Annotated in this window: 18 protein-coding genes and 1 pseudogene; 5 read left to right on the top strand and 14 right to left on the bottom strand. The window is 64.3% G+C overall.

Annotation, left to right across the window (positions count from 1 at the left end):
* Positions 1–161: 161 nt before the first annotated feature.
* Together U5A67_RS35065 and U5A67_RS35070 are read left to right on the top strand one after the other, a co-directional pair.
* Positions 162–1,133, top strand: coding sequence for a PRC-barrel domain-containing protein (locus U5A67_RS35065; RefSeq protein WP_321817976.1), 972 nt, complete (start codon positions 162–164; stop codon positions 1,131–1,133).
* Positions 1,130–2,392: an MFS transporter gene (locus tag U5A67_RS35070; RefSeq protein WP_321817975.1), complete on the top strand. Its 1,263-nt coding sequence runs from the start codon at positions 1,130–1,132 to the stop codon at positions 2,390–2,392. The genes U5A67_RS35065 and U5A67_RS35070 overlap by 4 nt, the downstream gene beginning before the upstream one ends.
* A 417-nt stretch (positions 2,393–2,809) precedes the next feature.
* Here the strand turns inward: U5A67_RS35070 and U5A67_RS35075 are convergent, their stop codons facing one another.
* A complete protein-coding gene (locus U5A67_RS35075; protein WP_205986515.1) occupies positions 2,810–3,283 on the bottom strand; it encodes a DUF3331 domain-containing protein in 474 nt (157 codons plus the stop codon).
* 819 nt (positions 3,284–4,102) lie between these two features.
* On the bottom strand, positions 4,103–5,011 hold the full coding sequence (locus U5A67_RS35080; RefSeq protein ID WP_205986516.1) for a LysR family transcriptional regulator ArgP: 909 nt from the start codon (positions 5,009–5,011) through the stop codon (positions 4,103–4,105).
* An 89-nt stretch (positions 5,012–5,100) separates the two neighbouring features.
* Here U5A67_RS35080 and U5A67_RS35085 point away from each other — a divergent pair, with 89 nt between their 5' ends.
* Complete coding sequence (locus U5A67_RS35085) at positions 5,101–5,727, top strand: LysE/ArgO family amino acid transporter (protein WP_321817974.1); 627 nt, start codon at positions 5,101–5,103, stop codon at positions 5,725–5,727.
* Positions 5,728–5,734: 7 nt separating this feature from the next.
* Here U5A67_RS35085 and U5A67_RS35090 read toward each other — a convergent pair whose 3' ends face one another.
* From U5A67_RS35090 to U5A67_RS35105, 4 genes are all read right to left on the bottom strand, one after another.
* Complete coding sequence (locus U5A67_RS35090; RefSeq protein ID WP_321817989.1) at positions 5,735–6,547, bottom strand: hypothetical protein; 813 nt, start codon at positions 6,545–6,547, stop codon at positions 5,735–5,737.
* A 113-nt stretch (positions 6,548–6,660) separates the two neighbouring features.
* Entirely contained in the window at positions 6,661–7,872 is a 1,212-nt protein-coding gene (gene wecB / locus U5A67_RS35095; RefSeq protein ID WP_321817988.1) for a non-hydrolyzing UDP-N-acetylglucosamine 2-epimerase, read from the bottom strand.
* Positions 7,873–7,975: 103 nt separating this feature from the next.
* On the bottom strand, positions 7,976–9,367 hold the full coding sequence (locus U5A67_RS35100) for an MFS transporter (RefSeq protein WP_321817973.1): 1,392 nt from the start codon (positions 9,365–9,367) through the stop codon (positions 7,976–7,978).
* Positions 9,368–9,420: 53 nt separating this feature from the next.
* Positions 9,421–11,763: a cytochrome P450/oxidoreductase gene (locus tag U5A67_RS35105; RefSeq protein ID WP_321817972.1), complete on the bottom strand. Its 2,343-nt coding sequence runs from the start codon at positions 11,761–11,763 to the stop codon at positions 9,421–9,423.
* Positions 11,764–11,887: 124 nt separating this feature from the next.
* Here U5A67_RS35105 and U5A67_RS35110 point away from each other — a divergent pair, with 124 nt between their 5' ends.
* Positions 11,888–12,724: an IclR family transcriptional regulator gene (locus tag U5A67_RS35110; protein ID WP_205986520.1), complete on the top strand. Its 837-nt coding sequence runs from the start codon at positions 11,888–11,890 to the stop codon at positions 12,722–12,724.
* On the opposite strand, the gene U5A67_RS35115 is transcribed toward U5A67_RS35110, so the two are convergent.
* Both U5A67_RS35115 and U5A67_RS35120 read right to left on the bottom strand, forming a co-directional pair.
* The gene (locus U5A67_RS35115; protein ID WP_321817971.1) at positions 12,725–14,065 is read right to left on the bottom strand and encodes a cytochrome-c peroxidase; all 1,341 of its coding nucleotides are present in this window, start codon (positions 14,063–14,065) and stop codon (positions 12,725–12,727) included.
* Between the two features lie 14 nt (positions 14,066–14,079).
* Complete coding sequence (locus U5A67_RS35120; RefSeq protein WP_321817970.1) at positions 14,080–15,375, bottom strand: alkaline phosphatase family protein; 1,296 nt, start codon at positions 15,373–15,375, stop codon at positions 14,080–14,082.
* Positions 15,376–15,704: 329 nt separating this feature from the next.
* On the opposite strand from U5A67_RS35120, the gene U5A67_RS35125 reads away from it, so the two are divergent.
* The gene (locus tag U5A67_RS35125; protein ID WP_321817969.1) at positions 15,705–17,192 is read left to right on the top strand and encodes an NYN domain-containing protein; all 1,488 of its coding nucleotides are present in this window, start codon (positions 15,705–15,707) and stop codon (positions 17,190–17,192) included.
* A gap of 260 nt (positions 17,193–17,452) precedes the next feature.
* Here U5A67_RS35125 and U5A67_RS35130 read toward each other — a convergent pair.
* The 6 genes and pseudogenes from U5A67_RS35130 to U5A67_RS35155 all read right to left on the bottom strand — a co-directional run.
* Positions 17,453–17,701: pseudogene (locus U5A67_RS35130) on the bottom strand (hypothetical protein); the annotation flags it as partial.
* Between the two features lie 57 nt (positions 17,702–17,758).
* Complete coding sequence (locus tag U5A67_RS35135; RefSeq protein WP_321817968.1) at positions 17,759–18,598, bottom strand: hypothetical protein; 840 nt, start codon at positions 18,596–18,598, stop codon at positions 17,759–17,761.
* Positions 18,595–20,934: a cation:proton antiporter gene (locus tag U5A67_RS35140; RefSeq protein WP_321817967.1), complete on the bottom strand. Its 2,340-nt coding sequence runs from the start codon at positions 20,932–20,934 to the stop codon at positions 18,595–18,597. The genes U5A67_RS35135 and U5A67_RS35140 overlap by 4 nt, the downstream gene beginning before the upstream one ends.
* A complete protein-coding gene (locus U5A67_RS35145; protein ID WP_321817966.1) occupies positions 20,916–21,503 on the bottom strand; it encodes a LutC/YkgG family protein in 588 nt (195 codons plus the stop codon). Before U5A67_RS35145 ends, U5A67_RS35140 begins: the two co-directional genes overlap by 19 nt.
* On the bottom strand, positions 21,490–22,920 hold the full coding sequence (locus tag U5A67_RS35150) for a lactate utilization protein B (protein ID WP_321817965.1): 1,431 nt from the start codon (positions 22,918–22,920) through the stop codon (positions 21,490–21,492). The genes U5A67_RS35145 and U5A67_RS35150 overlap by 14 nt, the downstream gene beginning before the upstream one ends.
* Positions 22,917–23,660: a (Fe-S)-binding protein gene (locus tag U5A67_RS35155; protein WP_205986527.1), complete on the bottom strand. Its 744-nt coding sequence runs from the start codon at positions 23,658–23,660 to the stop codon at positions 22,917–22,919. Before U5A67_RS35155 ends, U5A67_RS35150 begins: the two co-directional genes overlap by 4 nt.
* Positions 23,661–23,688 lie beyond the last annotated feature (28 nt).

A 23,688-nucleotide genomic window follows, 5' to 3' on the forward strand; every position in this document is an offset into this window, starting at 1 on the left:
CCGGCTGGTTTTTGCCGGCCGAATAACGGCTGATCAGCGGCTGATTAATGGCTGCTCAATGGCTGATTAAGGCGAATGACCGCCCCATGCGGGTTAAACTCTCACGACCCGGTTTTCCCCCGCCGCGCGCCCAGCGCCGGCCGCTCCTGGAGTTTCTGTAGATGAGAGGCGGTTTCGCACGTCCTGCTGTATCCCTTACGTCGGTCCTGACCTTACTCGCCGTGCTGGCGTTGTCGGGCTGTTCGCTGTTCCGCTCGCCCCCGCCGCCCGAGCCGGAGCCGCCCATCGCCGCCAGCGAGCCGGACGTGCCCGCGAGCGAGCCCGAAGCCGCCTCCGCGCCCGAAGCCGCCAGCGACACCGAAACCAACGCCCGCCCCGCGCCGCGCAAGCCGCGCCCGGCCCCGCGCAAACCACATCGCGTGACACCGCCGCCGCCCGCGCCGGCCAGCACGCCCACCGCGCCGCCGCCCGCACCGCTGGTGCAGACCCGCACGATCGAGCGCGGCACTTTCCGCACGCTGCTTGACAGCGAAGTGCAAAAGCCCGACGGCAAGGTCGTGGGCCGCGCCGTCGATATGGTCGCGGGCCCCGGCGGCAAGCCGCAGGAAGTCGTGGTGAACCTGCAGGGTTTCATGGGCGTGGGCGACCGCAAGGCGAACTTCCCGTGGAGCGCCGTGCGCATCAACACGCAGGCGAAGACGCCGGCCGTCACGCTCGCGCTCACGCCACAGCAACTGCAGATTCCCGACCGGCCCAAGGCCGGCGGCGCGCAGGCGGGCGCACCCGAAGCCAGCCCGACGCGTCTGCCGATGCTCGACACCACCGTCGAGCGTCCGAACGGCGCCAAGGTCGGCCGCGTGGTCGACGTGCTGATCGACGGCAGCGCCTCGCCGCTCGCCGTGGTGCTCGATGTCAGCGATCTGCTGGAGAAACGCCGCACCATCGCCGCCGACTGGTCGGCGCTGCACTTCGTCACGAAGAACAACGCGCTCGAAGCGCAGCTCGAAATGAGCGACCAGCAGGTGGATGCTTCGCCGCCCTACCTGAACGACCAGCCGGTGCGCGCCGTCAGCCCGGCAACCGCGGCGGCCGCGCCGGCCGCGCCTGCAGCTTCCGCGCGCGGTGCCCAATGACGACAGGCACCACGACGCAACTCACCCCCAGCCTGCGAAGCGTGCGCGCGCTCGACTGGCTGAACTTCTTCGTGGCGAATGTGCAGACCGGCTTCGGTCCGTTCATCGCCTCGTATCTGGCTTCGCACAAATGGACCCAGGGCGAGATCGGCCTCGCGCTGTCGGTCGGCACGATCAGCGCCATGGTCAGCCAGGTGCCAGGCGGCGCGGCGGTCGACGCGCTCAAGAACAAGAAGGCTGCCGCCGCCTGGGCGATCATCGCGATCATTATTTCGGCGATGTTGCTGGCCGTCAGCCCGACCGTCGTGCCGGTGATGGCCGCCGAAGTGTTCCACGGCTTCGCCAGTTGCATGCTGGTGCCGGCGATGGCGGCGCTCGCGCTGGCGCTGGTCGGCCGCCAGAATCTGGGCGACCGGCTCGGGCGCAATGCACGCTGGGCTTCGATCGGCAGCGCCGTCGCGGCGGGCCTGATGGGCCTGTGCGGCGAGTACGTCTCGCCGCGCGCCGTGTTCTGGCTGACCGCCGCGCTCGCGCTGCCCGCGCTGGTGGCGCTCGCGATGATCGAATACGACAAGCACGCGAATGCGCCGAAGCCGCTCAAAGCCACGAAGGCGCCGGCTGCCGAGGCCGACGGCGAACGCGAAACCATCTTCGATCTGCTGCGCGACCGCCGCATGCTGACCTTCGCGGCCTGCGTGATCCTGTTCCACCTCTCGAACGCGGCGATGCTGAACCTCGCCGCCGGCGAAGTGACGGCGGGCATGGGCGACAACGTGCAGCTCGTGATTGCGGCGTGCATCATCGTGCCGCAGGCGATTGTCGCGATGATGTCGCCGTGGGTCGGGCGCACGGCCCAGCATTGGGGCCGCCGCCCGGTGCTGATCCTGGGCTTCAGCGCCCTGCCGCTGCGCGCGCTGCTGTTCGCGGCGGTCGGCAACCCGTACTTCCTCGTGCCGGTGCAGATGCTCGACGGCCTTTCGGCTGCCGTGTTCGGCGTGATGCTGCCGCTGATCGCCGCCGACGTGGCGGGCGGCAAAGGCCGCTACAACCTGTGTATCGGCCTGTTCGGGCTTTCGGCGGGAATTGGCGCAACGCTGTCCACGGCGCTCGCGGGCTTTATCGCCGATCACCTCGGCAATACGGTCAGCTTCCTCGCGCTGGCTTCCGCTGGCGCTACTGCGGTGCTGATGGTGTGGCTCGTGATGCCCGAAACGCGCGACGCGATCGAAGAGGAAACCGCCAGCGACAAGACGGCGTAGCAACGCCTGCGCCTGCAGTTCGCACTGCATCAGACGCGCCCGACACGGGGCGCCACCGCCGCAACCCATCCGGGCGCGGCAGTGGCGCCCCGCTTCATTTGCGCAGCCGATTATTGCGCGCGACGTTTTATCGCCGATAAAGACGCAATAACGCACGCCCTTATTCAACAGACAAAATAAACCGATAGATGTGCAAAAGCGTGGCCTGCATGTGTGAGGCCAGAAGACGCGTCCTGAGGAACGCGAAAGACAATGCGAGGGCGGCTGCCCGCAGCGAAATCTGCGCCCGTCAGGCGATCGAACCGCCATGACGAACCGCTGATTTCACTACAGGAGAGGCCGGAAGCTACGGCTTTGCGACTGCAGATCCGCTTCGCGCGGATCGGACTTCACCAGCAGACCCACTCAAACTCAAGCTCAGGCTGCGAGCGCCTCGTCGAGACGCGCGGCCACCACGCCGCTGGGGAAGTTGTCGAGCTTGCTCGCGAGTATCATCGCGTCGGCATTGGCCGGACGATGACGGCGATTCGGGCTCGGACGGAACACGGCGTCGCCGCGGCGGATCTTCTCGCCGGTCAACGCACACACAGCGCTGCGACGCGCCGTGCAAACCCGCCACAACTGGTCGGAGTAGCGGCCATACGTGGCGTCACTCCAGCAAACGGTGATGCTGTCCGGATCATGACGCCGGATCAAGGTAATGCCTTGCGCATCCCACGAACGCACGGTGGCGCGGCGCCGGTTGGCCGCCTCCGATGCGCTGCGCGTGATGGGTACCGGTTTGCAGCTCCTGATGATCTCGGGTTCGCCGTCCGGGCCAAGCGGCTCCGAGGCGGCGGTCAGAAGATCAATGGTTTGTTGCCATGCGCTGCCGGTATCTAATTTCGTCATAATGCACCTCGTGCACGTGGAAACGATTCAAATATGCCGGTCGAATAAGCACTCTGCCACGTCGGGATTATAGCGTGCGATTCTGGCACTCCACAGAAAAAACTGAACTTTCACACGATATATCCCGGCTACCGCCAAAAGACCAGACGCGAGGCTTTCAAGTCACATTGCAGGATAGCAATGCTGGTTTCTTTACATTCGAACTTTTTTCCGATTTGTTGATGTTTAACATTGCATCCAGGAAAAAATAACCGGATAGACCCTTCTTATGCAAGTGATACAAACGCATTAGCGAACCTATTGGCAGGCCTGAACATGGGCCGGACGCGCCGGCCCGACAATGCCGCAACGCCCCGTCTGGCTTGCCTGTGCGGGCGCAGCGCCCTGCCCTTCGTGGCGCACGCCCGGCACCGGCGGCGCGTGCGGCATGTCGTCCGATCAATGAAACGCATTACAGGCTTATGTCAACGGCATCAGGAAAATAGGCATGGCCGGTCATGCTTTTTGGCGCGAAGAATTGTCGCACGGACTAGCGTCGTGCCGAACAGTGTCAATTGCGAGACACGACTCAATTTTCTGAAACATTAATCGAAATTGAATTGCGCATTAGCCATTTTGTCATGCGCAAATGCATCCAATCATCTCAAACGCCTTACTGTCAATACGCGGCAAAAGTCGCGACGATTCCCTGCACGGATAACAACAATTCAAATGGCGGCTAATGACTGCATGAATGGCGGGTGCCGGCAGGCATTCATCGGCGAATCTTGGGGCCGCCAAGGTGAGGCCGCCAAGGCGGAACCGCCGAGGCATGACGGCTCAGGCGCCGCGCCCCTGGTCGAGATAGTCCGCGGCGCGCTGCCGCAACATCGTGCCGAAATCGTCGAGCCAGCCGATCGACAGGCGCCAGCTCTGCCAATACAACTCGACGTCGAGCGCGCGCCCCGGCGTGAGTTCGACCAGTTCGCCGCGCGCGAGATGCGGCGCAATCATGCGCTCCGGGCACATGCCCCAGCCCAGCCCGCTCGCGCAACAGCGCAGAAAACCCGCCACATGCGGAATCCAGTGCAGCGGCGCGTCCACCTGCGCACGCGTGATACGCCGCACGAAACGCTTTTGCAGTTGATCCTTCGGATTGAATTCGATGCACGGCGCGCGGCGCAGCGACTCGCGTCCCACGCCCGCGGAAAAATAGCGCTCGAAGAATTCAGGCGAACAGACCGCGAGATAGCGCATGCGTCCCAGACGCGTCGATCGGCACCCTTGCACGGGCTCGGCCTGCGTCGTCACCGCGCCCTGCACGCTGCCGTCGCGCATACGCTGCGCCGTGTGATCCTGATCGTCGATGACGAGATCGAGCAGGATGCCGCGCTCGACGCAGAACGGCGCGACCGCATCGATAAACCAGGTGCCGACGCTGTCGTCGTTGACGGCCACGCGCAAGGTGGGCCGCGAGGCGTCGAGGCCGCCCGTCACCGTCGGCATGCCGCCGCCGAGTTCCGCTTCGAGCAATTGCACGCGCTCGGTATGACGGCATAGCAGCGCGCCCGCCGCCGTTGCCACGCACGGCTGGCTGCGTTTGACGAGCACCGTGCCCACGCGCTCCTCCAGCAGCTTCACTCGCTGCGAAACCGCAGACGGCGTGATATTGAGCGCGCCTGCCGCGCGGTCGAACGAGCCGTGGCGCACCACGGCGGCCAGCGCATCGAGCAGCGCATAGTCGAGCATTAGCGTTCCTTAATCCAGATTAAGAAAATCAGCTTTGCTTAAGCTGCTTCCGACGGCAGACTAGCGCCGTTCCCCCGCAATGTCCAATCATGAACTGGCTCGCTTTTTCCCATGGCGCCGCGCTGTGCGCCTCGCTCATCGTCACCATCGGCGCGCAGAACGCTTTCGTGCTGCGCCAGGGCATCCTGCGCTCGCATATCGGCAAGATCGTGCTGCTGTGCGCGCTGTCCGATTTCATCCTGATCGGCGCGGGCGTGGGCGGCGCGTCCGCCCTCGTCGAGCGTTATCCGACTTTCGTGCATCTGGTGCTGTATGCGGGCCTCGCGTGGCTCGTCTGGTTCGGCATCAACGCGCTGCGGCGCGCGGTCAAGCCCACGCACGATGTCATGGATGCCGCTTGCGCCGACGATGCCAGAAACACGCCCGAGCAGCGCGCCTGGCCGATCATGCTGATGACGCTCGCGTTCACCTGGCTCAATCCGCATGTGTATCTCGATACTTTTCTGCTGATCGGCACGGCGGGCGCGCGCGAGCCGGAAGGTGCGCGACTGGCCTTCGCGATCGGTGCGATGGCGGTGAGCGCGGTGTGGTTCATCGGGCTGGGTTATGGCGCACGCGCACTCGCGCCGCTCTTCAAGCGTGCGGGCGCCTGGCGTGTGCTCGACGGTGCGATCGGTTCGATGGTGCTGCTGATTGCGGTGACGCAGCTGCGCTGAACGACGCTCACTGCGCTTGCGTTTGCGCACGACGGATCGCCAATAAACCGTCGACGAGTTCGGGCGACAGATAATGCGGCCCGTCGAAAAGATAAACACGATAGCCGCGATACGCGTCGAGTTGCGGCGCGAGTTCCGCTGGCGTGGCGGCGCGAAAGCCGCCGCCCTGCTTCGGCCGGAAGGCTTCGGCGATCACGCGCACGCGCCGTTTGCCCAGCTTCGCGGCGAGTGCATCCGCGTAACCGCGCGCGGCTGCCGGACCGCGCGCATAGACGCCGCCGCCGTCCTGCAGGAACACGCCTACGTCGCGCGGCAACCAGCTATCGAGCCACTGGGCCAGCGCCGCGCCACCGATATTGCGCGTGTCGTACACGCTGATCCACAGCGGCCGCGGCAAGCGTTCGAGCAAGGGCGCCATGCGCGCCGCGTCGGTCCAGCCAGGGTCGACTTCCACTGGAAAATACCAGCCGGCGATATGCACGGGCGGGCGCGCATCGGCGAGCTTCAGCGAACGCTCGACGAGTTCTTCGAGATTCGCGCGCGCCTTCTTTTCATCGGCATAACCGGCCAGGCCGACGATCACATCGCGCGCCCACGGCTGCGCCGCGATGCGCGTCCAGTCGGGCACGCGCGGCGCGGGCAAACCGGCGCCCGGCACGAAGGCCACATCGTCGACGGCAATCCACTGGATCAGCAGATCGCGCACGCCAAGCCGTTGCCATTCGCCGCGCGGGTCCAGATGCGCGTTGTCGGGCTGCCAGACGACGCCTTGTGCAAGCGCTGGGACAGAAGGCGCGTGGCGTTCGTCGGCAAGAGCCAATGCGTGCTTGCCGGTCAGACCGTACGCTGCCGACGCACCGAAAGCCCCGAACGAAGCCAACGCGCGCAGCGTTCTGCGCTTTTGCAGGAAGCGGCTCACCGCGCGCTCCAGCGCTACGCCACGGCCCGCTGCGCAAGCACCGGATGCCGATAACCCGGCAGCGCTTCGCTCGCGAACGGTGTCACGCGCCGCCCCATCAGCGCCGCGACGATGCGCGCCGATGCCTCGCCATCGCCATAAGGATTCACGCGGCGCGTGTAGGCTCGCCGCGCCGCTTCGTTGTCGACTAGCTCCATCACCGCGCGCTCGATCGTCTCGCGATGCGTGCCGACCAGTTTGACCGTCCCGGCCGCAAGCGCTTCGGGCCGCTCGGTCACGTCGCGCATCACGAGCACCGGCTTGCCGAGTGCGGGCGCTTCCTCCTGCACGCCGCCCGAATCGGTCAGCACGATCGCGGCGCGCTGCATGAGGCGCACAAACGCCGGATAGTCGAGCGGATCGGTCAGATGGACATTGGGCGCGTCGCCGAGTGCGGCCAGCACCGGGCCGCGCACATTCGGATTCAGATGGACCGGATAGACGATCTGCATCTTGCCGCTCGCAGCGAGCGCCGAGAGCGCCGCGCAGATGTGCTCGAAACCCGCGCCGAAACTCTCGCGCCGATGTCCCGTGACCAGCAGCAGCGGCCGCCCTTTGCCTTCGGCTTCGGATTCGGTCTCGATAAAGGGAAAACGCGCGTCGATCTGCGCGCGCAGGTGTGCATCGCGATCGAGGCGCGCGCACATGAGACGAAGCGCGTCGATCACGGTATTGCCCGTCACGATCACGCGTCCGGTGAGCGCTTCCGCTTCGAGGTTGGCCTGCGCGCTCGCCGTTGGCGCGAACAGCAGATCGCTCACCGCATCGACCACGCGCCGGTTGGTTTCCTCGGGCCAGGGCTCGAACAGATTGCCGGTGCGCAGCCCCGCTTCCACATGCCCCACCGGAATGCGCCGATGAAACGCGGCGAGCGCGCCCGCCATGCTGGTTGCCGTATCGCCATGGACCAGCACGCGATCCGGCTTCACATCGGCCAGCACCGCGTCGATGCCTGCGAAAAGCCGCGCGGCCAGGCCGTTGAGCGACTGGTTCGCGGTCATCGCGTCGAGCCGGTGCGCGGGCGCGATCTCGAACAGATCGAGCACCTGGTCGAGCATGCTCTGATGCTGCCCGCTCACGCAGACGATAGACTCCACGCCGGGTTCGGCTTCAAGACACTTCACGAGCGGTGCCATCTTGATGGCTTCGGGCCGCGTTCCAAAGATCGACAGGATGCGCACAGGCAGGCTTCCGTTGAGAGAGTGACGGACCGTGCGCGTGCGCAATTCCCGTGCCTCGCTCTACCGCTTTCCTGATCGTCGAGTAGATCGATAAATGCACGTCGACGCGTCAATGCGCCTGCGCGGCTGCCTCGCGTGCATCGCGCGAATCCGGGCCGCCTGCATTGGCATTCGCGCGATGAATCGCGACGATCCCCGCGAGCGAAACGCAGGCCGGCACCGCAGCGGCCGCAAAGAGCGACGCCGACGACCAGTGCAGATGCATCAGCGCGCCGCCCAGCACCGGCCCCACTACCGAGCCGATCCGCCCGACGCCAAGACTCCAGCCGATTCCAGTCGAGCGCAGCGCACTCGGATAGTAGGTGGCCGCCAGCGCATTGAGCGCGGGCTGCCCGCCGATAATCGAAAAGCCCGTAAGGAATATCGCGAGGAACATCGCCGCCACCGACACCATCACCGCAGCATTGCCGAGCGCCGCCGTCGCCGCGATGGCGATCACGAACGTCGTGGCCAGCACGCGCGTGAAGCCCGCCATGTCGATCAGACGCCCGAGCAACAGCGTGCCGATCACCCCGCCGCCCCACAGCACCGTGCCGGCGAGCACGGCAGTCTGCGTGGAAAAACCCGCGTCGCGCACGACCGTCGGCAGCCAGTTCGAGAGGAAATACATATCGAGCAGATTCGCGAAGTTCACGATCCACAGCAGCAGCGTCACGCGCGCGCGGCCCTCCTTGAACAGCTCGACAAAGGGCACGCCGCGCGAGCGCGTTTCGCTGCTGGTGAACACCGTATCGGCGGGCAGCGGCACATTGGGCGCGACACGCGCAAGCTGACGGCGCACGCGCTCGCTCGCGGCGCTTTCATGCTGCGTCGCCCGGCGGCGCAACAGCAGAAACTGGATCGATTCCGGCAGCGCGAGCCACATCAGCACGCCCATCGCCAGCGGAATCGCACCGCCGACAAAGAACACCGCGCGCCAGCCGAAAGCCGGAATCAACGCGGCGGTAATCAGACCGCCCACCACGCCGCCAAGCGTAAAACCGCAGGAGACGATCATCATCAGCGTCACGCGGATGCGGCGCGGGCTGTATTCGCCCGCCAGCGCCATCGCGTTCGGCATGATGCAGCCCAGTCCCAGGCCCGCCACGAAGCGCCAGAACACCAGTTCGCCGATCGTGTTCGCAAAGCCCGTGGCGATCATGCACGCCGAGAAAAACAGCGTCGCGCCGACCAGCACCGGACGCCGGCCAATTCTGTCCGCCACCGTGCTGAACGTGAGCGAGCCCACCAGCATGCCGAACAGTCCCGCGCCGAACACCGGCGCGAGCGTCTCTTTCGCGATCCCCCATTCGCGGATCACGACCGGCGCGACATAGCCCATCGCCTGGACATCGAAGCCGTCCATCACGAGGCACAGCGCGCAGAGCACCACCACCAGCAACTGATACGGCCCGAAGCGGCTATCGTCGATGATGGCCGTCACTTCTACGTTTTTTTCCATGCCTCGCTCCAACCGATATGAAAATCGTCTTGATCGACGACCGGGCGTTTCCGCTACAGTTCCAGCACCAGACGCGCGCCTTTGGCACGCGAACAGCAGGTCATCATGCGCGATTGCGTGTCGCGTTCCGCGCGCGTGAGCACCACATCGCGATGATCGATCTCGCCCGCCAGTACGCGCACTTCGCATGAGCCGCACAGACCTTCTTCGCAATCGCTTTGCACGTCGATATTGGCGCGCCGCAAGGCGTCCAGCACGGTCTGATCGGGCGCGACCTTGAGCACGAGGCCCGAATCCTTGAGCTCGACTTCGAAGGCGTGTTCATTGGCCGGATCGAGCTTGCCTGTGCTCGCAGCGAAATGCTCCACGCGCAGTGCGTCTTCGGGCCAAGCCTCGCTCGCCGCCTGCAACGCTTCGAGCATGCGTGCCGGGCCGCAGGCATAAACCCGCGTGTGTTCATCCACCTGCAGCGCGTTGAAATCGTTGCGCGTGCCTTCGTCGGAAATATGAAGCTGCAGGCGTTCGCCATGCCGTTGCGCGAGTTCGTCGATCAACGCCATCGTCGCACGCGAACGGCCGCTGTAATGCAGCACGTAGTCGATGCCGAGTTCGCGCGCGCGGCGCGCCATGGCGCTAACCGGCGTGATGCCGATACCACCCGCGATAAAGATCGCACGGCGCCCTGCTTCGTCGAGACGGAAATGATTGCGTGGCCCGCGAATCTTTACGCGCATGCCGGCACGCAGCGTGTCGTGCATCCATGCGGAGCCGCCACGGCCGGCCGCCTCGCGAAGCACGGCGATTTCGAACGCGCCGGTATCGGCCGGGTCGCCGCATAGCGAGTATTGACGCGAGAGGCCCGTTTCGCCGCATTCGACATCGATATGCGCGCCCGGCGCCCAGCGCGGCAGCGTGCCGCCGGCAGACGCCGCCAGGCGCAAACGCACGATATCCTGCGCCACCACGTCCACACGTTCGACCACCACCGGGCGGCTCAACGCATGCGAAGACGGCTCGCCAATCCTCACCGGCACCTGCACGTCACGCAGCGCCGGTTGTGCGCGCTCGGGGTTTTTCGCCGCATCCCATTCGACCCAGAGATGTTCTGGACCCCGAAACGATGTATTCGGCACATAGCTGAAACGCTGCTCGGCAAGCCGCATATGAGGCAAACGACGCGTCAGCGCTTCGAGAAAAATCTGCATCTCCATGCGCGCGAGATTCTTGCCCATGCACTGATGCGAGCCGTAGCCGAAGGTCACGTGATCGCTGGCATTGTCGCGACGGATGTCGAATAGATCCGCATCGGCGAAATGACGTTCGTCGTGATTCGCGGACGACGTCACGATCAGCAGCTTTGCGCCCGCCGCAATCTCAATCCCGCCGATACGCGTGTCTCGTGTCACGAGTCTGCGCCACGCCGCCACGGAACCGTTGTGGCGCAGGCATTCCTCCACCGCGTTCGGAATCAGGCTCGGATCTTCGCAAAGCGCCTGCCACGCGTGCGGATGCTGCAGGAGCAGCTTCAACGCATTCGCCGTGGCGTTGGCGGTGGTTTCGTGCGCGGCGACGATGCCGGCCATCATCATCGAATGCAGATAGGAATCGGTGACAACTTCAGGATGCTCTTTCTGCCGGCGAATCCCGTACTGCATCCAGCCCGGACCATCGGGATTCTGGCGCATCTTGTCGAGCACCTTGCCCGCGAACTGCCAGAAGTTGCCCACGGCATGCGCGACCGCCACCTGCTCGTCCGGGCGCGGACGTCCCCACGTATTGACCGTATGCGCGATCGAATACTGGCGCAGCAGATCCATATCCTCTTCGGGGACGCCGAGAAAATGCAGCGCCACCGTGAGCGGCACTTCCCAGAGCATTTGATCGACCAGATCGGCACGGCCATCGTCGATAAAACGGTCGATGTATTCGCGCGTGAGGCGCCGCACCATCGGTTCGTGATGCTTGAGATGCTCGGGCGTGAACGGCTCCATCAGCACGCGGCGGCGCGGCATATGCGCGGGTTCGTCCTCGTTCACGAGCGTGCGGTTCATCGCATAGCCATAGGACTCGAGCACCGCATTGGCTTCGGGGCCGGTGGGCGTGATCTTTTCGAGCGCGATGGACGGCGAGAACGTGAGGTTGTCGCGAAAGATGGCCTTGATGTCGTCATAACGCGTCACGACCCAATAGCCCAGTTGCGGGCTGTAGAACACCGGTTCCTGCTCGCGCGCCCAGCGCACGTATTCGGGCGGGTCCTGCTGATAGCCGTCGCTGAACGGGTCGAATGCTGCCGCGTTCGCGCTGACCGGACAAGCCGATGGCGATGCTGCCGGCGCGCCATGGGGAAAGGGACAACGCCCGGCCGCGACTGGCTGGGATGAGGTTTCTCGGGTCATGCCGTCTCCTGCATTGTGTTTCGCTTTGCGTAACTCTAGTACGCATAGCGTAATTACGAGATTGGGGTTAACCTCGAAACCTGCATGTATCCCGGTGGCGTGGCCGCCCTTCTACAATCGCCGTATGAAAAAAGAGATAACAGGGAGCGTTCCCGAAGCCGCAGCGCCGCGCGAGCGGCGTCAGCGTGTGCAGTCCGCGCAGACCGGCATGGCCGTCCTCAAGGGACTGGCGCGGCTGGGCGGGCGCGCCAGCCTTTCCGGCCTCGCCGCGCATGTGGGCGAAAGCCCGGCCAAGGTGCATCGCTATCTGGTGAGCCTGATCGAGGAAGGACTGGTGGCGCAGGACAGCGCGACGCAGCAATACCGGCTCGGCACGGAAGCGATGATGATCGGCGTGGCCGCCATGCGTCAGGCCGATCCGGTGCGCGTGGCCGAACCCGCGCTGGCGCGTCTGCGCGAAACGCTGGAGGTGACATCGTTTGTCGCGGTGATGGGCAACAAGGGGCCGACCATCGTGCGCTTCGAGGAATCGGGCCTGCCGGTGACCGTGAACGCGCGCGTGGGCTCGGTGATGTCGCTGCTGTGGTCGTCTACGGGACGTGTGTTTCTCGGCCTGCTCGACGACCGGCGCACGCTGGAGATGGCGCAGGAAGAGTTTGCGCACGCGGCGCCCGATCTGCGCGCGCTGCTGGAAGCCGTGGACATCGAGGACCCGGTTGGCGCATTGCGTCGCGAGGTTCACGCGCGCGGCTGCGCAAGTGTCAAGGATACCTATCTAAAAGGAATCAGCGCGGTCTCCGCGCCGCTGTTCGATCACAGCGGCAAGATTTGCGCGGTGCTCACGGCTCTCGGCGCGACGGGTGGATTCGATCCGTCGCCCGAGAGTGCCATCGGTCTTGCCGTGCGCAGCGAAGCGGCGGCTGCGAGCCGCCTGCTCGGTTACGTCGCGCCGGCAGTCTGACTACGGGCGCTTGAGCGGCGCGCGTACCGGCGGATTGGGCTGCGGATGCGCCAGATAGCCGTCGTCGAGCGTCTTCAGGAACGCGATCACATCGTCGATATCGCGCGCATTCCAGGCGGGCTTGCCGCCCGCCTTGCGCGTGAGCGGTTCGTCCAGCACATCGACGTTATCGCGCACTGCGGCCGGCAGATCGTCGAACTTCACGACATGGCCGTGCGCGTCCTTCGAATACCACTTCTGCGGTGACGTATCGCGTTCGACGTAGAAGCGCAGCGCGTCGCGCAGCGTATGGAAGCGGCCGTTGTGGAAGAACACCTGGCGCGTGGCGACGTTGCGCAGCGTCGGGGTCTTGAAGAGGCCGCAATACGCTTTCATGCTCGACTTGTCGGTACGCACGGGACCGCACAGGCCTTCGTCGTAGTAGTTCGGATCACGGTTCGCACGCAGGTCCGCATTACGCGGCACGCCCAGCGCCTCGAACTGGAAATCCGTAAAGAGCGGATGCGCGCCGTTCGCGCCCACCTGATCGATATGGCAGGACGCGCAGTTGCCGCTGTTCGGGTCGTCGAAGAGCTTCTTGCCGCGCATTTCGCTGGCCGTGAGTTCGGTCTTGCCGTCGAGATACGCGTCGAACTTGCTGGTGTACGGATGGAACGACGGCTCTTCGAGTTCGAAACGCTCGACCGCCATCATCGCCTGACGCAGCGCGGCGTCTTTCGAATCGAAAATGGTCTCGCCGAAAAGCTGCTTGAAGCGCGCCGCGTACGGTGCGCGCGCGAGTTTCGCGGCCACATCGGCGGGATCTCGGTTGGCCATTTCGTTCGCGCTGAACAGCGGAAACAAGGCCTGATCGTGCAGGCTGTTGAAACGGCCGTCCCAGGCGAAGCCGCCTGCGGGCGGGCTATCGGCATCGGTCAGGCGCTCGAACACGCTCGCGGCCTGCACGTGCGTCCACACGGGCGTGCGATTGAGCACGTAACCGAGTGTGGGCACCGCGCGCGTGCCCTGCGTGCGCAATTCGGGGCCGCCCAGTTGCGCGGCCAGACCGTTCGGCGGCCCGTATGCGTGCGCGGGGCTATGGCAGCTCGCGCACGACATGCGGCCCGATGCGGACAGCGCAGGATCGTTGAAAATCAGCTTGCCGAGCGCGGCGGTATCGCTGAGCGGCGTGACCGCGGGTGTCGCTACGGATGTCACTGCAGACGTCGCTGCGGGGCCATGCGACTGCGCCTGCGCCGCACCGATACCCGGTACGACAAAAGCCGCCAGCGCGGTAGCGCCGGCGGCCAGCGCAGTCGTGACGGCGCGACGCGCCGCCAGACTTGCGTGGAAAACAGTCATCGGATTCGATCGGCTCAGAGATTCGTGAAGATGTCCTTGCCGAAGCCCGTGAGGCCAGCCTGCCCCGCGTAGCCCAGATGACCGAGGCCGAACATGTCCTCGACACTCTTGAGCATCGAGTAGTGGTTATAGGCCACCGTCGACACCGTACCCGGCTTGATGAACTTCGAGATCATCACTGCGCCGGTGCGGTCGCCGCCGTAGCTCGTCTTGGCCAGCACGAGGTTGATGTTGCCCGTCACGCCCGCCGGCACCGTCATGCCCAGCTTCGTCAGATACGCGGCCGGCACCGTGCCCATCGTCGCCGATTGCGGGAAGGTGCCCAGGTTCGGACCTTCCTGCTGGCTGCAGCAGGTGTCGCCCGAGAACGTGAAGTCCACTTCGCTCGTGCTCGGCATCGTCACCGATGCGTAGCTGCTTTCGTCGAAATTGATGATCAGCAGACCGTCCTGCTTGAACGCCGGCGATTCCGTGATGATAGGCACCCACTTCTGCAGGAAGGCGTCCGCCGATACGAGGCCGCCCGTCGCGCCGTTCGCGCAAGGCGAATCGTGGCCGTCGTCGCAGGTGCTCGGCGTGATCAGGTTGAAGTTCGCCGTGGTCGCGACTTGCTGCAGGTCGGTCGTCAGGTTGTTCAGGTTGACCACGTTCGTTTCGCAATCCGGCGAATCGATGATCGAATGGAAATACATGAACGGGTTGTGACGCGTCGCGTACGAATCGCCGAGCGGCGTGGTCGAGTTCGGCGCTTCCTGGGTGTTGGTCAGGTCGGTCGTGCCGAGCGTTGGGTGACCGCAGGTGGCGGCTTCGCGCGCCGGGTCGTTGCCCATGTCGCCTTCGTAGCCCTTCCACGTGAGATTGGCCGCCTTGAGCTGGTCGGCGATGGTCTTCACGCTTGCCGGATACACGCAGCCCGTGCCGATCGCCTGGCCGTCCGAGGTCATGCCCGTGAGGCTGAAGTCCTCATAGGTCGTACAGTCGTTGTCGGTTTGCACCGTGGGCGACTGGCCGCTGATCATCGAAATATAGTTGTCGAGGCTCACGTGCCCCGTTCCGTAATACTGCTGCACCAGCGCGCCCTGCGCGGTGAGCGTATTGGCCAGATACGGCGCCTTGGTGGTCGAACTGAAGGTGGTGGTGTAGTTCTCGTTTTCGAGCGTGATGATGAAAACGTGCTTGATCTGCTGGGTCGTTCCCGCGGTCGTGGAGTTGACGCTGGAGCCGCACGCGCTGACGAAAAGCGCGCACAGAAGCGCAGCAAAGATCGCGGCGAACAACGCGCCGATCTTGCCGGTGAAGCGAACTGCCATGGGTGTGTCCTCTGTTGTGTCGAGTCGTTATAGGAATAATCCGGTTTAAACCGATATTTTTTTCGCCCACCCATGCACAATGATTTGCACCATGAATGGGCCGCGCAAGCTTAAGGAGCGTGTGTGACGGAACCGTGAAAACATGGGCTGCCATCGCCATATTTCCGGTATATGCGTTCAATTCCATTTGCTTGCGCACGCAACCAACCGGTCGGTATGGGATTACCCTGATAACGCTGGGCGCCGGCAGTTCATGGATGAAACGCGGACTCGCTGCGCGCAACCGGCTATCATGTGAATTCGTACCGTAGATGGAACAATCGAATCACATGGCCTCCCCTCAAGAAAACGTCAGCATGGCGGTGTTCTGCGACTTCGAGAACGTTGCGCTCGGCGTGCGCGACGCGAAGATCGACCGCTTCGATATCAAGCCCGTGCTCGAGCGCCTGCTGCTCAAGGGCAGCATCGTCGTCAAGAAAGCCTATTGCGACTGGGAGCGTTACAAGGGCTTCAAGGCGTCGATGCACGAAGCGAGTTTCGAACTCATCGAAATTCCGCACGTGCGCCAGTCCGGCAAGAATTCCGCCGATATTCGCCTTGTGGTGGACGCACTCGATCTCTGCTATACGAAGTCGCACGTCGACACCTTCGTGATCGTGAGCGGCGACTCGGACTTCTCCCCGCTCGTCTCCAAGCTGCGCGAAAACGCGAAGAAGGTGATTGGCGTGGGCGTGCGGCATTCCACGTCGGATCTGCTGGTCGCGAATTGCGACGAATTCATTTTTTACGACGATCTCGTGCGTGAGCTTTCGCGCGAGCAGCCGGCGCGCGGCAAGGGTCGCGGCGAAGCTGGCGCGAACGCCAAACGCAAGGATGGCGACGAACGCCAGCAAAAAGGCGAGAACGCCGAAGACCGCGGCGAAGAGCGCAAGCTCAAGGCGATCACGCTGGTGGTCGAGACGCTCGATGCGCTCGGCTATGAGCGCGGCGATAGCGGCAAGATCTGGGCTTCGGTGCTCAAGAGCGCGATCAAGCGTCGCCGGCCGGATTTCAACGAGTCGCGTTATGGTTTCCGCGCGTTCGGCAATCTGCTGGACGAAGCGCAGGCGCGCGGGCTGCTCGAAGTGGGCCGCGACGATAAATCAGGCACGTTCGTGACGCGCACGAGCCAGCCGGCGGCTGAGGCGGTTGAAACGGCTGAAACCGTTGAAGCGGCGGTTGCCGTGGTGGAACCGGTTGCTGCTCCGGTGGCGGCTGAAGAAGCGCCCGCACCGCGCGCGGAGGAATCCCGTTCGCGCCGTAACAAGAACCGTCGCAATGGGCGCGATGGACGTGAAGGTCGCGAAGGCCGTGAGTCTCGCGGCGGCAACCGTCAGCGTCAGCCGCACGCGGGCAAATCGGAATCCGCCCAGACGGACGAGATTTTCGACATCGAAACCGTGCTTGCCGCCGAAGAAACCCCGGCGCAGCCGCATGGCGACCTCTTCGCCGAGCCGCGTTCGCACGAATCCGCCCTGCCGCTCTTCGAGCCTGCTGCACAGAAAACGGTCGAGCACGCGCCCGAAACCGTAGAAGAAGCCGAAGAAGCAGCCGCTGAAAAAGCGCCGCGCCGCGCGCGCAAGACCGCGGCACGCAAGACGACTGCGCGCAAGAAGGCGGCGAAGCCGGCCGCCGAAACCGCGGAAGTTGCCGTCGATGTCGCTGTGCAAGCCGAACCGGCGCCTGAACCGGCCGCCGAGCCTGCGCCCGCGAAAAAAGCGGCGAAGAAAGCGCCTGCACGCGCACGCCGTCCGCGCAAGGCGGCTGAAGAAAGCTAAAAGGGCAATCAGTCGCCGAAAGGATTCGCCGGCCGTTTGCGCGGCGTTTCGCTTTCGGCGCTTTCTGCGCTTTCCGCGTTTTCGTTACGCTGAACACCAAAAGGATCGCCCGCTTTTGCGGGCTTTTTTTCGCCGAATGCATTGGCTTGCGGCGCGCGCGACGTTTCGCCAAACGGGTTTTCATTCGCCTGACGATGCGCGCCGCCAAATGGGTCGAGTGGATCGACGCGCGCGGCAGTTGCTGTATCGGCTTCGTCCGCTTCATCGGCGTCCACGGCGAGCTGGTATTCGGCCTGCACCTGCGCCAGCACGCCCGCGATGCTCGACTCGAAGCCTGCTGCGTTACCGAAATGACGCATCGTCCAGTTGCAGCCCGTGCGGTCGGGTTCCTGCGCCTGCGGACGCGGCACGACGATCTTCACGCCGTCCTCCACCACTTCCTGCAAACGCTGCAGGCGACGCTTCACCTCTTCCTGCAGCCGCGACGCGTTGAGAGTCTTACGATGCATCGGGCACCTCCTTGTTCAAACTCGACACGATAACCAGCACGCGCGAGTCTAACGCACTCATTGCGGCGACGGCAGCGCAGGCAAAGGCGAACGCGGCTCGAGCGGCTGATTCATATGCACGAGCGCGTCGCGCATCGAATCGCTCGGCAACACGATCTGCCCGGTAAAAGGCGTATCGAGATCGACGACCACATAAACCGCCGACGATATCGACACCGCGCCCAGCGCAATCATCACCATCGCCAGTGCGTTATGCGGCGCGATCAGCCCGAAGCTCAGAAAAATCAGAATCAGCCAGAGCGTGAGCATCGCGAAAAATGGCTTCGAAATGGTGCCGTGCGCTTCTTCGATCAAACGCCAGCGCGTATCGCGCACGCGGCCGAATACTTCGTCCAGCCGCGCGGCCAGCGTCGTTTCATAACGGTCGCGCGGCGCGAAACGGTCGATCTCGCGTCCCACCGTATTGAGCATCGCGCCCAGCGGCACGCTTTCGAGCTGGCCGTCATGCGCGTCCGCCACGCGCGGATAATCGCCTTCAGGCGCGCGTTCCTGCGGCCAGGTAGAGGCAATCGCGGCCGCCGTATATCGACGCAGCGCGGCGCGGGCGGATTGTGCATTCGGGCCGTAATCGCGCAACCGCGCATCCAGTTGAATCAGATCGGCCGAATACGCGCGCAAATCGTTGGTGGCGGTGTCGTAGCTGCTTTTCGCCGATGCGGTCAGCAGGCTCAATACCAGCGCCGCGAACGTGACCAGCATGCCCAACACCAGTTGCACGAGTTGCACGGTCTCGTGCTTGCGATGTTCTTCCGGCAGCAGCGGCCGCAACAACACGCCCAGCCCCGTGCCGCCGAGCAGCAGCACGAACACCAGCAGCGCCATGCCGATCTCCATCATGATCCGGCGCTCCCGGGCGGCTCGCCCGCTTCATCGGCGTGGACGGCTGTCTGCGGCTCCATCCTGGGCGGTCGAGGTGGCGGCAGATCCTGGATTTGCGCTTCTTCTTGCGGTCCCTCTTGCGGTTCTTCCTGCACTTTCGCCTTCGCCTTCCATCCGCCCGCGAGCCGCACGGCCGGATGCGCGCGCGGCACCGCGCGTTTCCACGCAACGTCCAGTTCCCTGCGGATCGAATCGTAGATCTCTTTCGAAATCGAGCGGTCTTCGTACATCGCCACCACGCGCGCGCGCCCTTCGCGCAGCGCGTAAAGCAGCATCATGCGTTGCTCCAATACTTGCGCGCCCTGGCCGAAGCAACTGCGAACTTCGTCGAGCCCGCGCTCGGCTTTTTCGATCCGCAAACGTAAGATCGTGCCCAGCAGTTTTGCCAGCCGCTCGCCTAACAACGGCGTGAGGCTCGTATCGGCGAAAAAGATCAATTCGTGCAGGACCACCCGCCGACACATCAGGAGTTCGAAACGATCGGCCAGCGCGTCCGAATACGGTTGGCGGATATGCAGCCAGCGCGCCGCGAAGCGCGCCATGCGCAAGCCCGGTGTATCGGCAAGAATCTTTGCCGCCGCGCGCTGATAGCCAATGCGCCCGCTCTCGCGCGCGGCTTCGATCATGGCGTCGGTGTTGCGCGTCATGGCGTCGAGATTACGGATCGTGACAATGCCGCTGCCATATTGCGGGATCAGATCGCGCTCTTTGCCCGCGAGCGTCACGAGGCCGATGGCAAGCCGTTCGCGCTCGGAAAGCGCCGCTTCGATATCGAAAGCCGTCGCGCTCAGGTCGATGCTGCGGCGAAACGTGGCGCAGGCTTCATTGGCAATCGCATCGGCAATGCGGAACGTGCGCGCCGCCGCATGCACCTGTTCCGATACGCTGATCGACGACAGCCGCACGGCCTGCTGCTGTATCGCTTCTTCCTGCGGCGACAGCAGATCGAGTTTGAGCCTGCGAATCAGCAGCTTGAGCGACGTGCCATTGACGATCAGACTCACCAGCACGAAGCCCGTTGCGAGGATCGCCACGAAGCGGCGCGTGCTTTCGGGCAGCGCCTCGTTCTGCGCGAGACCGAGTGCCAAAACGAGCGTCACCGCGCCACGCAGTCCGCCCCACGCAATCACGAGTTTGTAGGCGGCGCTCACGGGCTCGGTGAGCTTGAAGCGGCTCAGCAAGGGCAACATGCCGAACGCCACCACGAGCCGTGCAATCAGCGCCGTCACTACCACGACCGCGAGCGCAACCAGATCGCGGAGGTGCGCATCGCGCAGCGTGGCGGGAATCTGCATGGCGGCAAGCAGAAAGATCGCAGCACCGGCCATGGCCGCCACCTGCTCCCAGATCAGTTGCATATGCAACCAGTTGACCGGCGACAGACGCGTTCTGCCCAGCCCGCTGATCACCAGTCCCGCCGCCACCACGGACACCACGCCCGACACATGCAGCACCTGATCGGCGAACAGATAAAGCGGATACGGCAAGGCGAAACTCAGCGAAATCTCGGCCTTGCCTTCGCCGCCCAATGCGGGCAGCAGATACGCGAAAATGCGGCCCGCGAGTGCGCCCACCGCGAGCCCGCCAATCAGCTCGACGCCGAGCGTGCGCAGCGCGGCGGTGCCGGTTGCCGCGGCGGCGTCGCCGGTGATGGCCGCGATCAGCACGCTGGCGATGGCGATCGCCGCCGCGTCGTTGAGCAGGCTTTCGCCTTCGACCAGGCGCACCAGTCGCGCGGGCGCGCCCACTTCGCGGAACACGGCGAGCACGGCGGACGGATCGGTGGTGGCGATCATCGCGCCCAGCAACAAGCCGTCGGTGAGCGGCCCGAGCCCGGTCAGGCGGATCGCGCCGCCGACCATTGCGGTCGCAACGAACACGGCCACCACGGCGAGCAGCAAAATGGGCGCGGCATCGCCGAGCATTTCGCGTACATTCACGCTCAGCGCGGCCTGAAACAGCAGCAGCGGCAGGAAGATCCAGAGATAGGCTTCGGGCGGCAACCGTGGCTCGAGCGCGGGCGTCACCACGCTTGCCGCGAGTTGCGGCCAGGCCTCCCCGCTCACCAGATAAATGCCGCCGAGCGCAAAACCCCACGCAGCCAGCAGCACCGATTCGGACAGCGCGAAGCGCAGGCTCACGGCCTGGACCAAAGCAATACTTGCCAGCAGAAAGCCGCTCAAGAGAAGAATGTGGATGACCATCGTTTCCCGCGCGATGTAGCGTGTTGCGTCGTTGATGAACTGCGTGCCCGCGACGCCGCTTGCTGAAGCGCTCAGCGCGCCGGCAGCCACGCCACGGTCAGCGATTTCACGCCCTGCGCGCCCTGAATCAGCACGCCTTCGATATCGGCCGTCGCCGATGGCCCCGTGACCAGCGCCGCATAACGCGCAGCACGAAAATCATCGCGACGATAGGCATCCTGCAAACCCGCGACGAGCGCGCCGGCATCGAGCAATACATAAAGATGCTGCACCAGATAGCCGAGCGCATTGACGATATATTCGCGCTCGCTCAGCCACACCGAACCCGTTTCCGCCACGCCGAAGCGCGCGCGCACAACGCCCACCTCGATGTTTTCGAGCGACGCGGGCGGCGTACCCGCAGCAAGAACGCGCGTACCCGGCACTTCGGGCGCGGCCGACGCGATCGAGACATCGGGCCCGAAACGCTCGCGGATAGCGGCCAGTACGGTTTCGCCCGATGCCGCTTCGATTTCCTTGCCGCCCATCAGCGCGAGCGCAGTCGCAAAGCGTGCGCGTAAATCGCCAGGCGGCGCATCGAATAGCGGCACCTCGGGACGCTCCTGCGGCGCGGGCTGCGCAGCGCGCACGCGCGCGAGAAAGGCCTCACGACTCGCCATCGCCGCCTCCTGCGGGTTTGTCGCCTTTACGGTTCTTGCGATACCACGCATGAAACGTCATGCCCGGCGCGTGCGGCAGCGTGCGCTGTTTGCCCCAGATATTGAGCGGGTTGTAGAGCACGAAATTGGGCAAGCGCCGCAACGCGCCATCGAGCGATGAAACCGCACCGCGATAAAGCTTCGGACTGGCAAGCAATCGCCCCGCCATCTTGAGCACTTCCTGCTTGACGAACGGCACCGCATTACGCGCGGCGATCACCTCGCGCCATTGATAAATCTGCTCGTGAATATTGATCTTCACGGGGCACACATTCGTGCAGCTACCGTTCAGCGTGGACGCAAAAGGCAAAGCGCTGAAACGCTTGAGATCGAAAGTCGGATTGATGATTGCGCCAATCGGCCCCGCATAGGTACTGCCATACGAAAGCCCGCCGCTGCGCCGATAAACCGGACACGTATTCATGCACGCCCCGCAGCGTATGCATTTGAGCGAATACCAGAAGTCCGGCATCGCCAGGCGCGCGCTGCGGCCGTTGTCCACCAGCACGAAATGCAGTTCCGCGCCTTCGCGCGGCGCACGAAAATGCGAGGTGTACTGCGTGATCGGCGAGCCGAGCGCGCTGCGCGAAAGCATGCGAATAAACACGCCCAGATCGGACAGGCGCGGAATCAGTTTTTCGATCCCCATCGACACGATATGCACGGGCGGCACGTTGGCGGAAAGATCGGCATTGCCTTCGTTGGTGCACACCACCACCGTGCCCGTTTCCGCCACCGCGAAATTGCAGCCCGTCATACCGCCGGTCTTTTCGCGCACGAACCACGGGCGCGTATTCAAGCGCTGGCTTTGCGCGAGATAGTGAATGTCGTTATTGGCCGGGTCGGTGCCGATCGTGCGGCCGAACACTTCGGCCACGTCGTCGCGCAGTTTGTGCACGGCCGGCACGACAATATGGCTGGGCGGTTGATCGTCGAGTTGCTGGATACGCTCGCCCAGATCGGTTTCCATCACGGCGATGCCGCGCTGCTCCAGATACGGGCGCAATTCGCATTCGTCGGTGAGCATCGACTTGCTTTTCACCAGCGCCGTCATGCCGCGCTCGTTGAGAATACGAAACACGGTTTCGTTGTGCTCGCCCGCCGAATCGGCCCAATGCACCTTGACGCCATTCGCTTCGGCGGCGCGCGAAAATTCGTCGAGATAATCGGCCAGATGCGAGAGCGTATGCGCCTTGATCTGCGATGCCAGTTCGCGCAGCGTTTCCCATTCGGGAATCGCATGCGCCTGGGCGTCGCGTTTCATGCGCAGATCCCAGAGGCGTTTGTCGTGGAAGTCTACGTGCTCAGGATGCGCGAGAAAACTCCCCGCGAGTTTCGCGTGCTCGACACGCTTCGAGGGTTTCTCCGGCGTACTCATTCGCGCGCTCCATTGAGCACCTGGGCGATATGGATAAAGCGCACATCGGACTTCATACGCTCCGCACAGCCCTGTTGATGCATGAGGCAGGACATATCGCCCGAGACGATGTATTGCGCGCCGGCGCTCACGTGATCGACGATCTTGTCCTGCCCCATGCGCACCGAAACCGCTTCTTCCGTGACGGCGAACGTGCCGCCGAATCCGCAGCATTCATCGGGACGTTTAGGCTGGACGAACTCAATGCCTTTTACGGCGCGCAATAGAGTGAGCGGTTTTGAAAACGGCGTGCCCGCGATTTCGGAAATCGAGGCTTCGTGCAAATGACGCAGCGCGCTGCAACTATTGTGCAGGCCCACGCGCCAGGGGAATTCGGCCCAGGGAAATTCGCGCACGCCCATGACGTCGTGCAGAAACTCCACGAGTTCATAGGTATTCGCGCGCACGCGGCGGACTTCGTCGGTTTGCTCGATGGCGGTGAAATGGTCGCGCACGTGGTTCACGCAACTCGCGGACGGCCCCACGATATAGTCGTAACCCGCGAAGGCGCGCGCGAACACGCGCTCCGTGCCCGCCGCCTCGGTCTGTGCGCCGCTATTGGCCATGGGCTGGCCGCAGCAGGTCTGGTCGAGCGGATACGCCACCTCGCAGCCAAGCCGCTCGAGCAATTCCAGCGTGGCGATCCCGACTTCGGGATAAAACGCGTCGATGAAGCACGGAACGAACAGGGCGACTTTCATGCGGGGGCTCGCGCGGAAAGCGGACCGG

The organism is Paraburkholderia sp. J69-1, assembly GCF_905220255.1.
Classification (GTDB): Bacteria; Pseudomonadota; Gammaproteobacteria; order Burkholderiales; family Burkholderiaceae; genus Paraburkholderia.

What these genes read in the sequence shown, in the direction of transcription:
- U5A67_RS35065 (WP_321817976.1), top strand. Translation starts at nt 162, where the DNA reads ATGAGAGGCGGTTTCGCACGTCCTGCTGTATCCCTTACGTCGGTCCTG.
- U5A67_RS35070 (WP_321817975.1), top strand. Translation starts at nt 1,130, where the DNA reads ATGACGACAGGCACCACGACGCAACTCACCCCCAGCCTGCGAAGCGTG.
- U5A67_RS35075 (WP_205986515.1), bottom strand. Translation starts at nt 3,283, where the DNA reads ATGACGAAATTAGATACCGGCAGCGCATGGCAACAAACCATTGATCTT.
- U5A67_RS35080 (WP_205986516.1), bottom strand. Translation starts at nt 5,011, where the DNA reads ATGCTCGACTATGCGCTGCTCGATGCGCTGGCCGCCGTGGTGCGCCAC.
- U5A67_RS35085 (WP_321817974.1), top strand. Translation starts at nt 5,101, where the DNA reads ATGAACTGGCTCGCTTTTTCCCATGGCGCCGCGCTGTGCGCCTCGCTC.
- U5A67_RS35100 (WP_321817973.1), bottom strand. Translation starts at nt 9,367, where the DNA reads ATGGAAAAAAACGTAGAAGTGACGGCCATCATCGACGATAGCCGCTTC.
- U5A67_RS35105 (WP_321817972.1), bottom strand. Translation starts at nt 11,763, where the DNA reads ATGACCCGAGAAACCTCATCCCAGCCAGTCGCGGCCGGGCGTTGTCCC.
- U5A67_RS35110 (WP_205986520.1), top strand. Translation starts at nt 11,888, where the DNA reads ATGAAAAAAGAGATAACAGGGAGCGTTCCCGAAGCCGCAGCGCCGCGC.
- U5A67_RS35115 (WP_321817971.1), bottom strand. Translation starts at nt 14,065, where the DNA reads ATGACTGTTTTCCACGCAAGTCTGGCGGCGCGTCGCGCCGTCACGACT.
- U5A67_RS35120 (WP_321817970.1), bottom strand. Translation starts at nt 15,375, where the DNA reads ATGGCAGTTCGCTTCACCGGCAAGATCGGCGCGTTGTTCGCCGCGATC.
- U5A67_RS35125 (WP_321817969.1), top strand. Translation starts at nt 15,705, where the DNA reads ATGGCCTCCCCTCAAGAAAACGTCAGCATGGCGGTGTTCTGCGACTTC.
- U5A67_RS35135 (WP_321817968.1), bottom strand. Translation starts at nt 18,598, where the DNA reads ATGATGGAGATCGGCATGGCGCTGCTGGTGTTCGTGCTGCTGCTCGGC.
- U5A67_RS35145 (WP_321817966.1), bottom strand. Translation starts at nt 21,503, where the DNA reads ATGGCGAGTCGTGAGGCCTTTCTCGCGCGCGTGCGCGCTGCGCAGCCC.
- U5A67_RS35150 (WP_321817965.1), bottom strand. Translation starts at nt 22,920, where the DNA reads ATGAGTACGCCGGAGAAACCCTCGAAGCGTGTCGAGCACGCGAAACTC.
- U5A67_RS35155 (WP_205986527.1), bottom strand. Translation starts at nt 23,660, where the DNA reads ATGAAAGTCGCCCTGTTCGTTCCGTGCTTCATCGACGCGTTTTATCCC.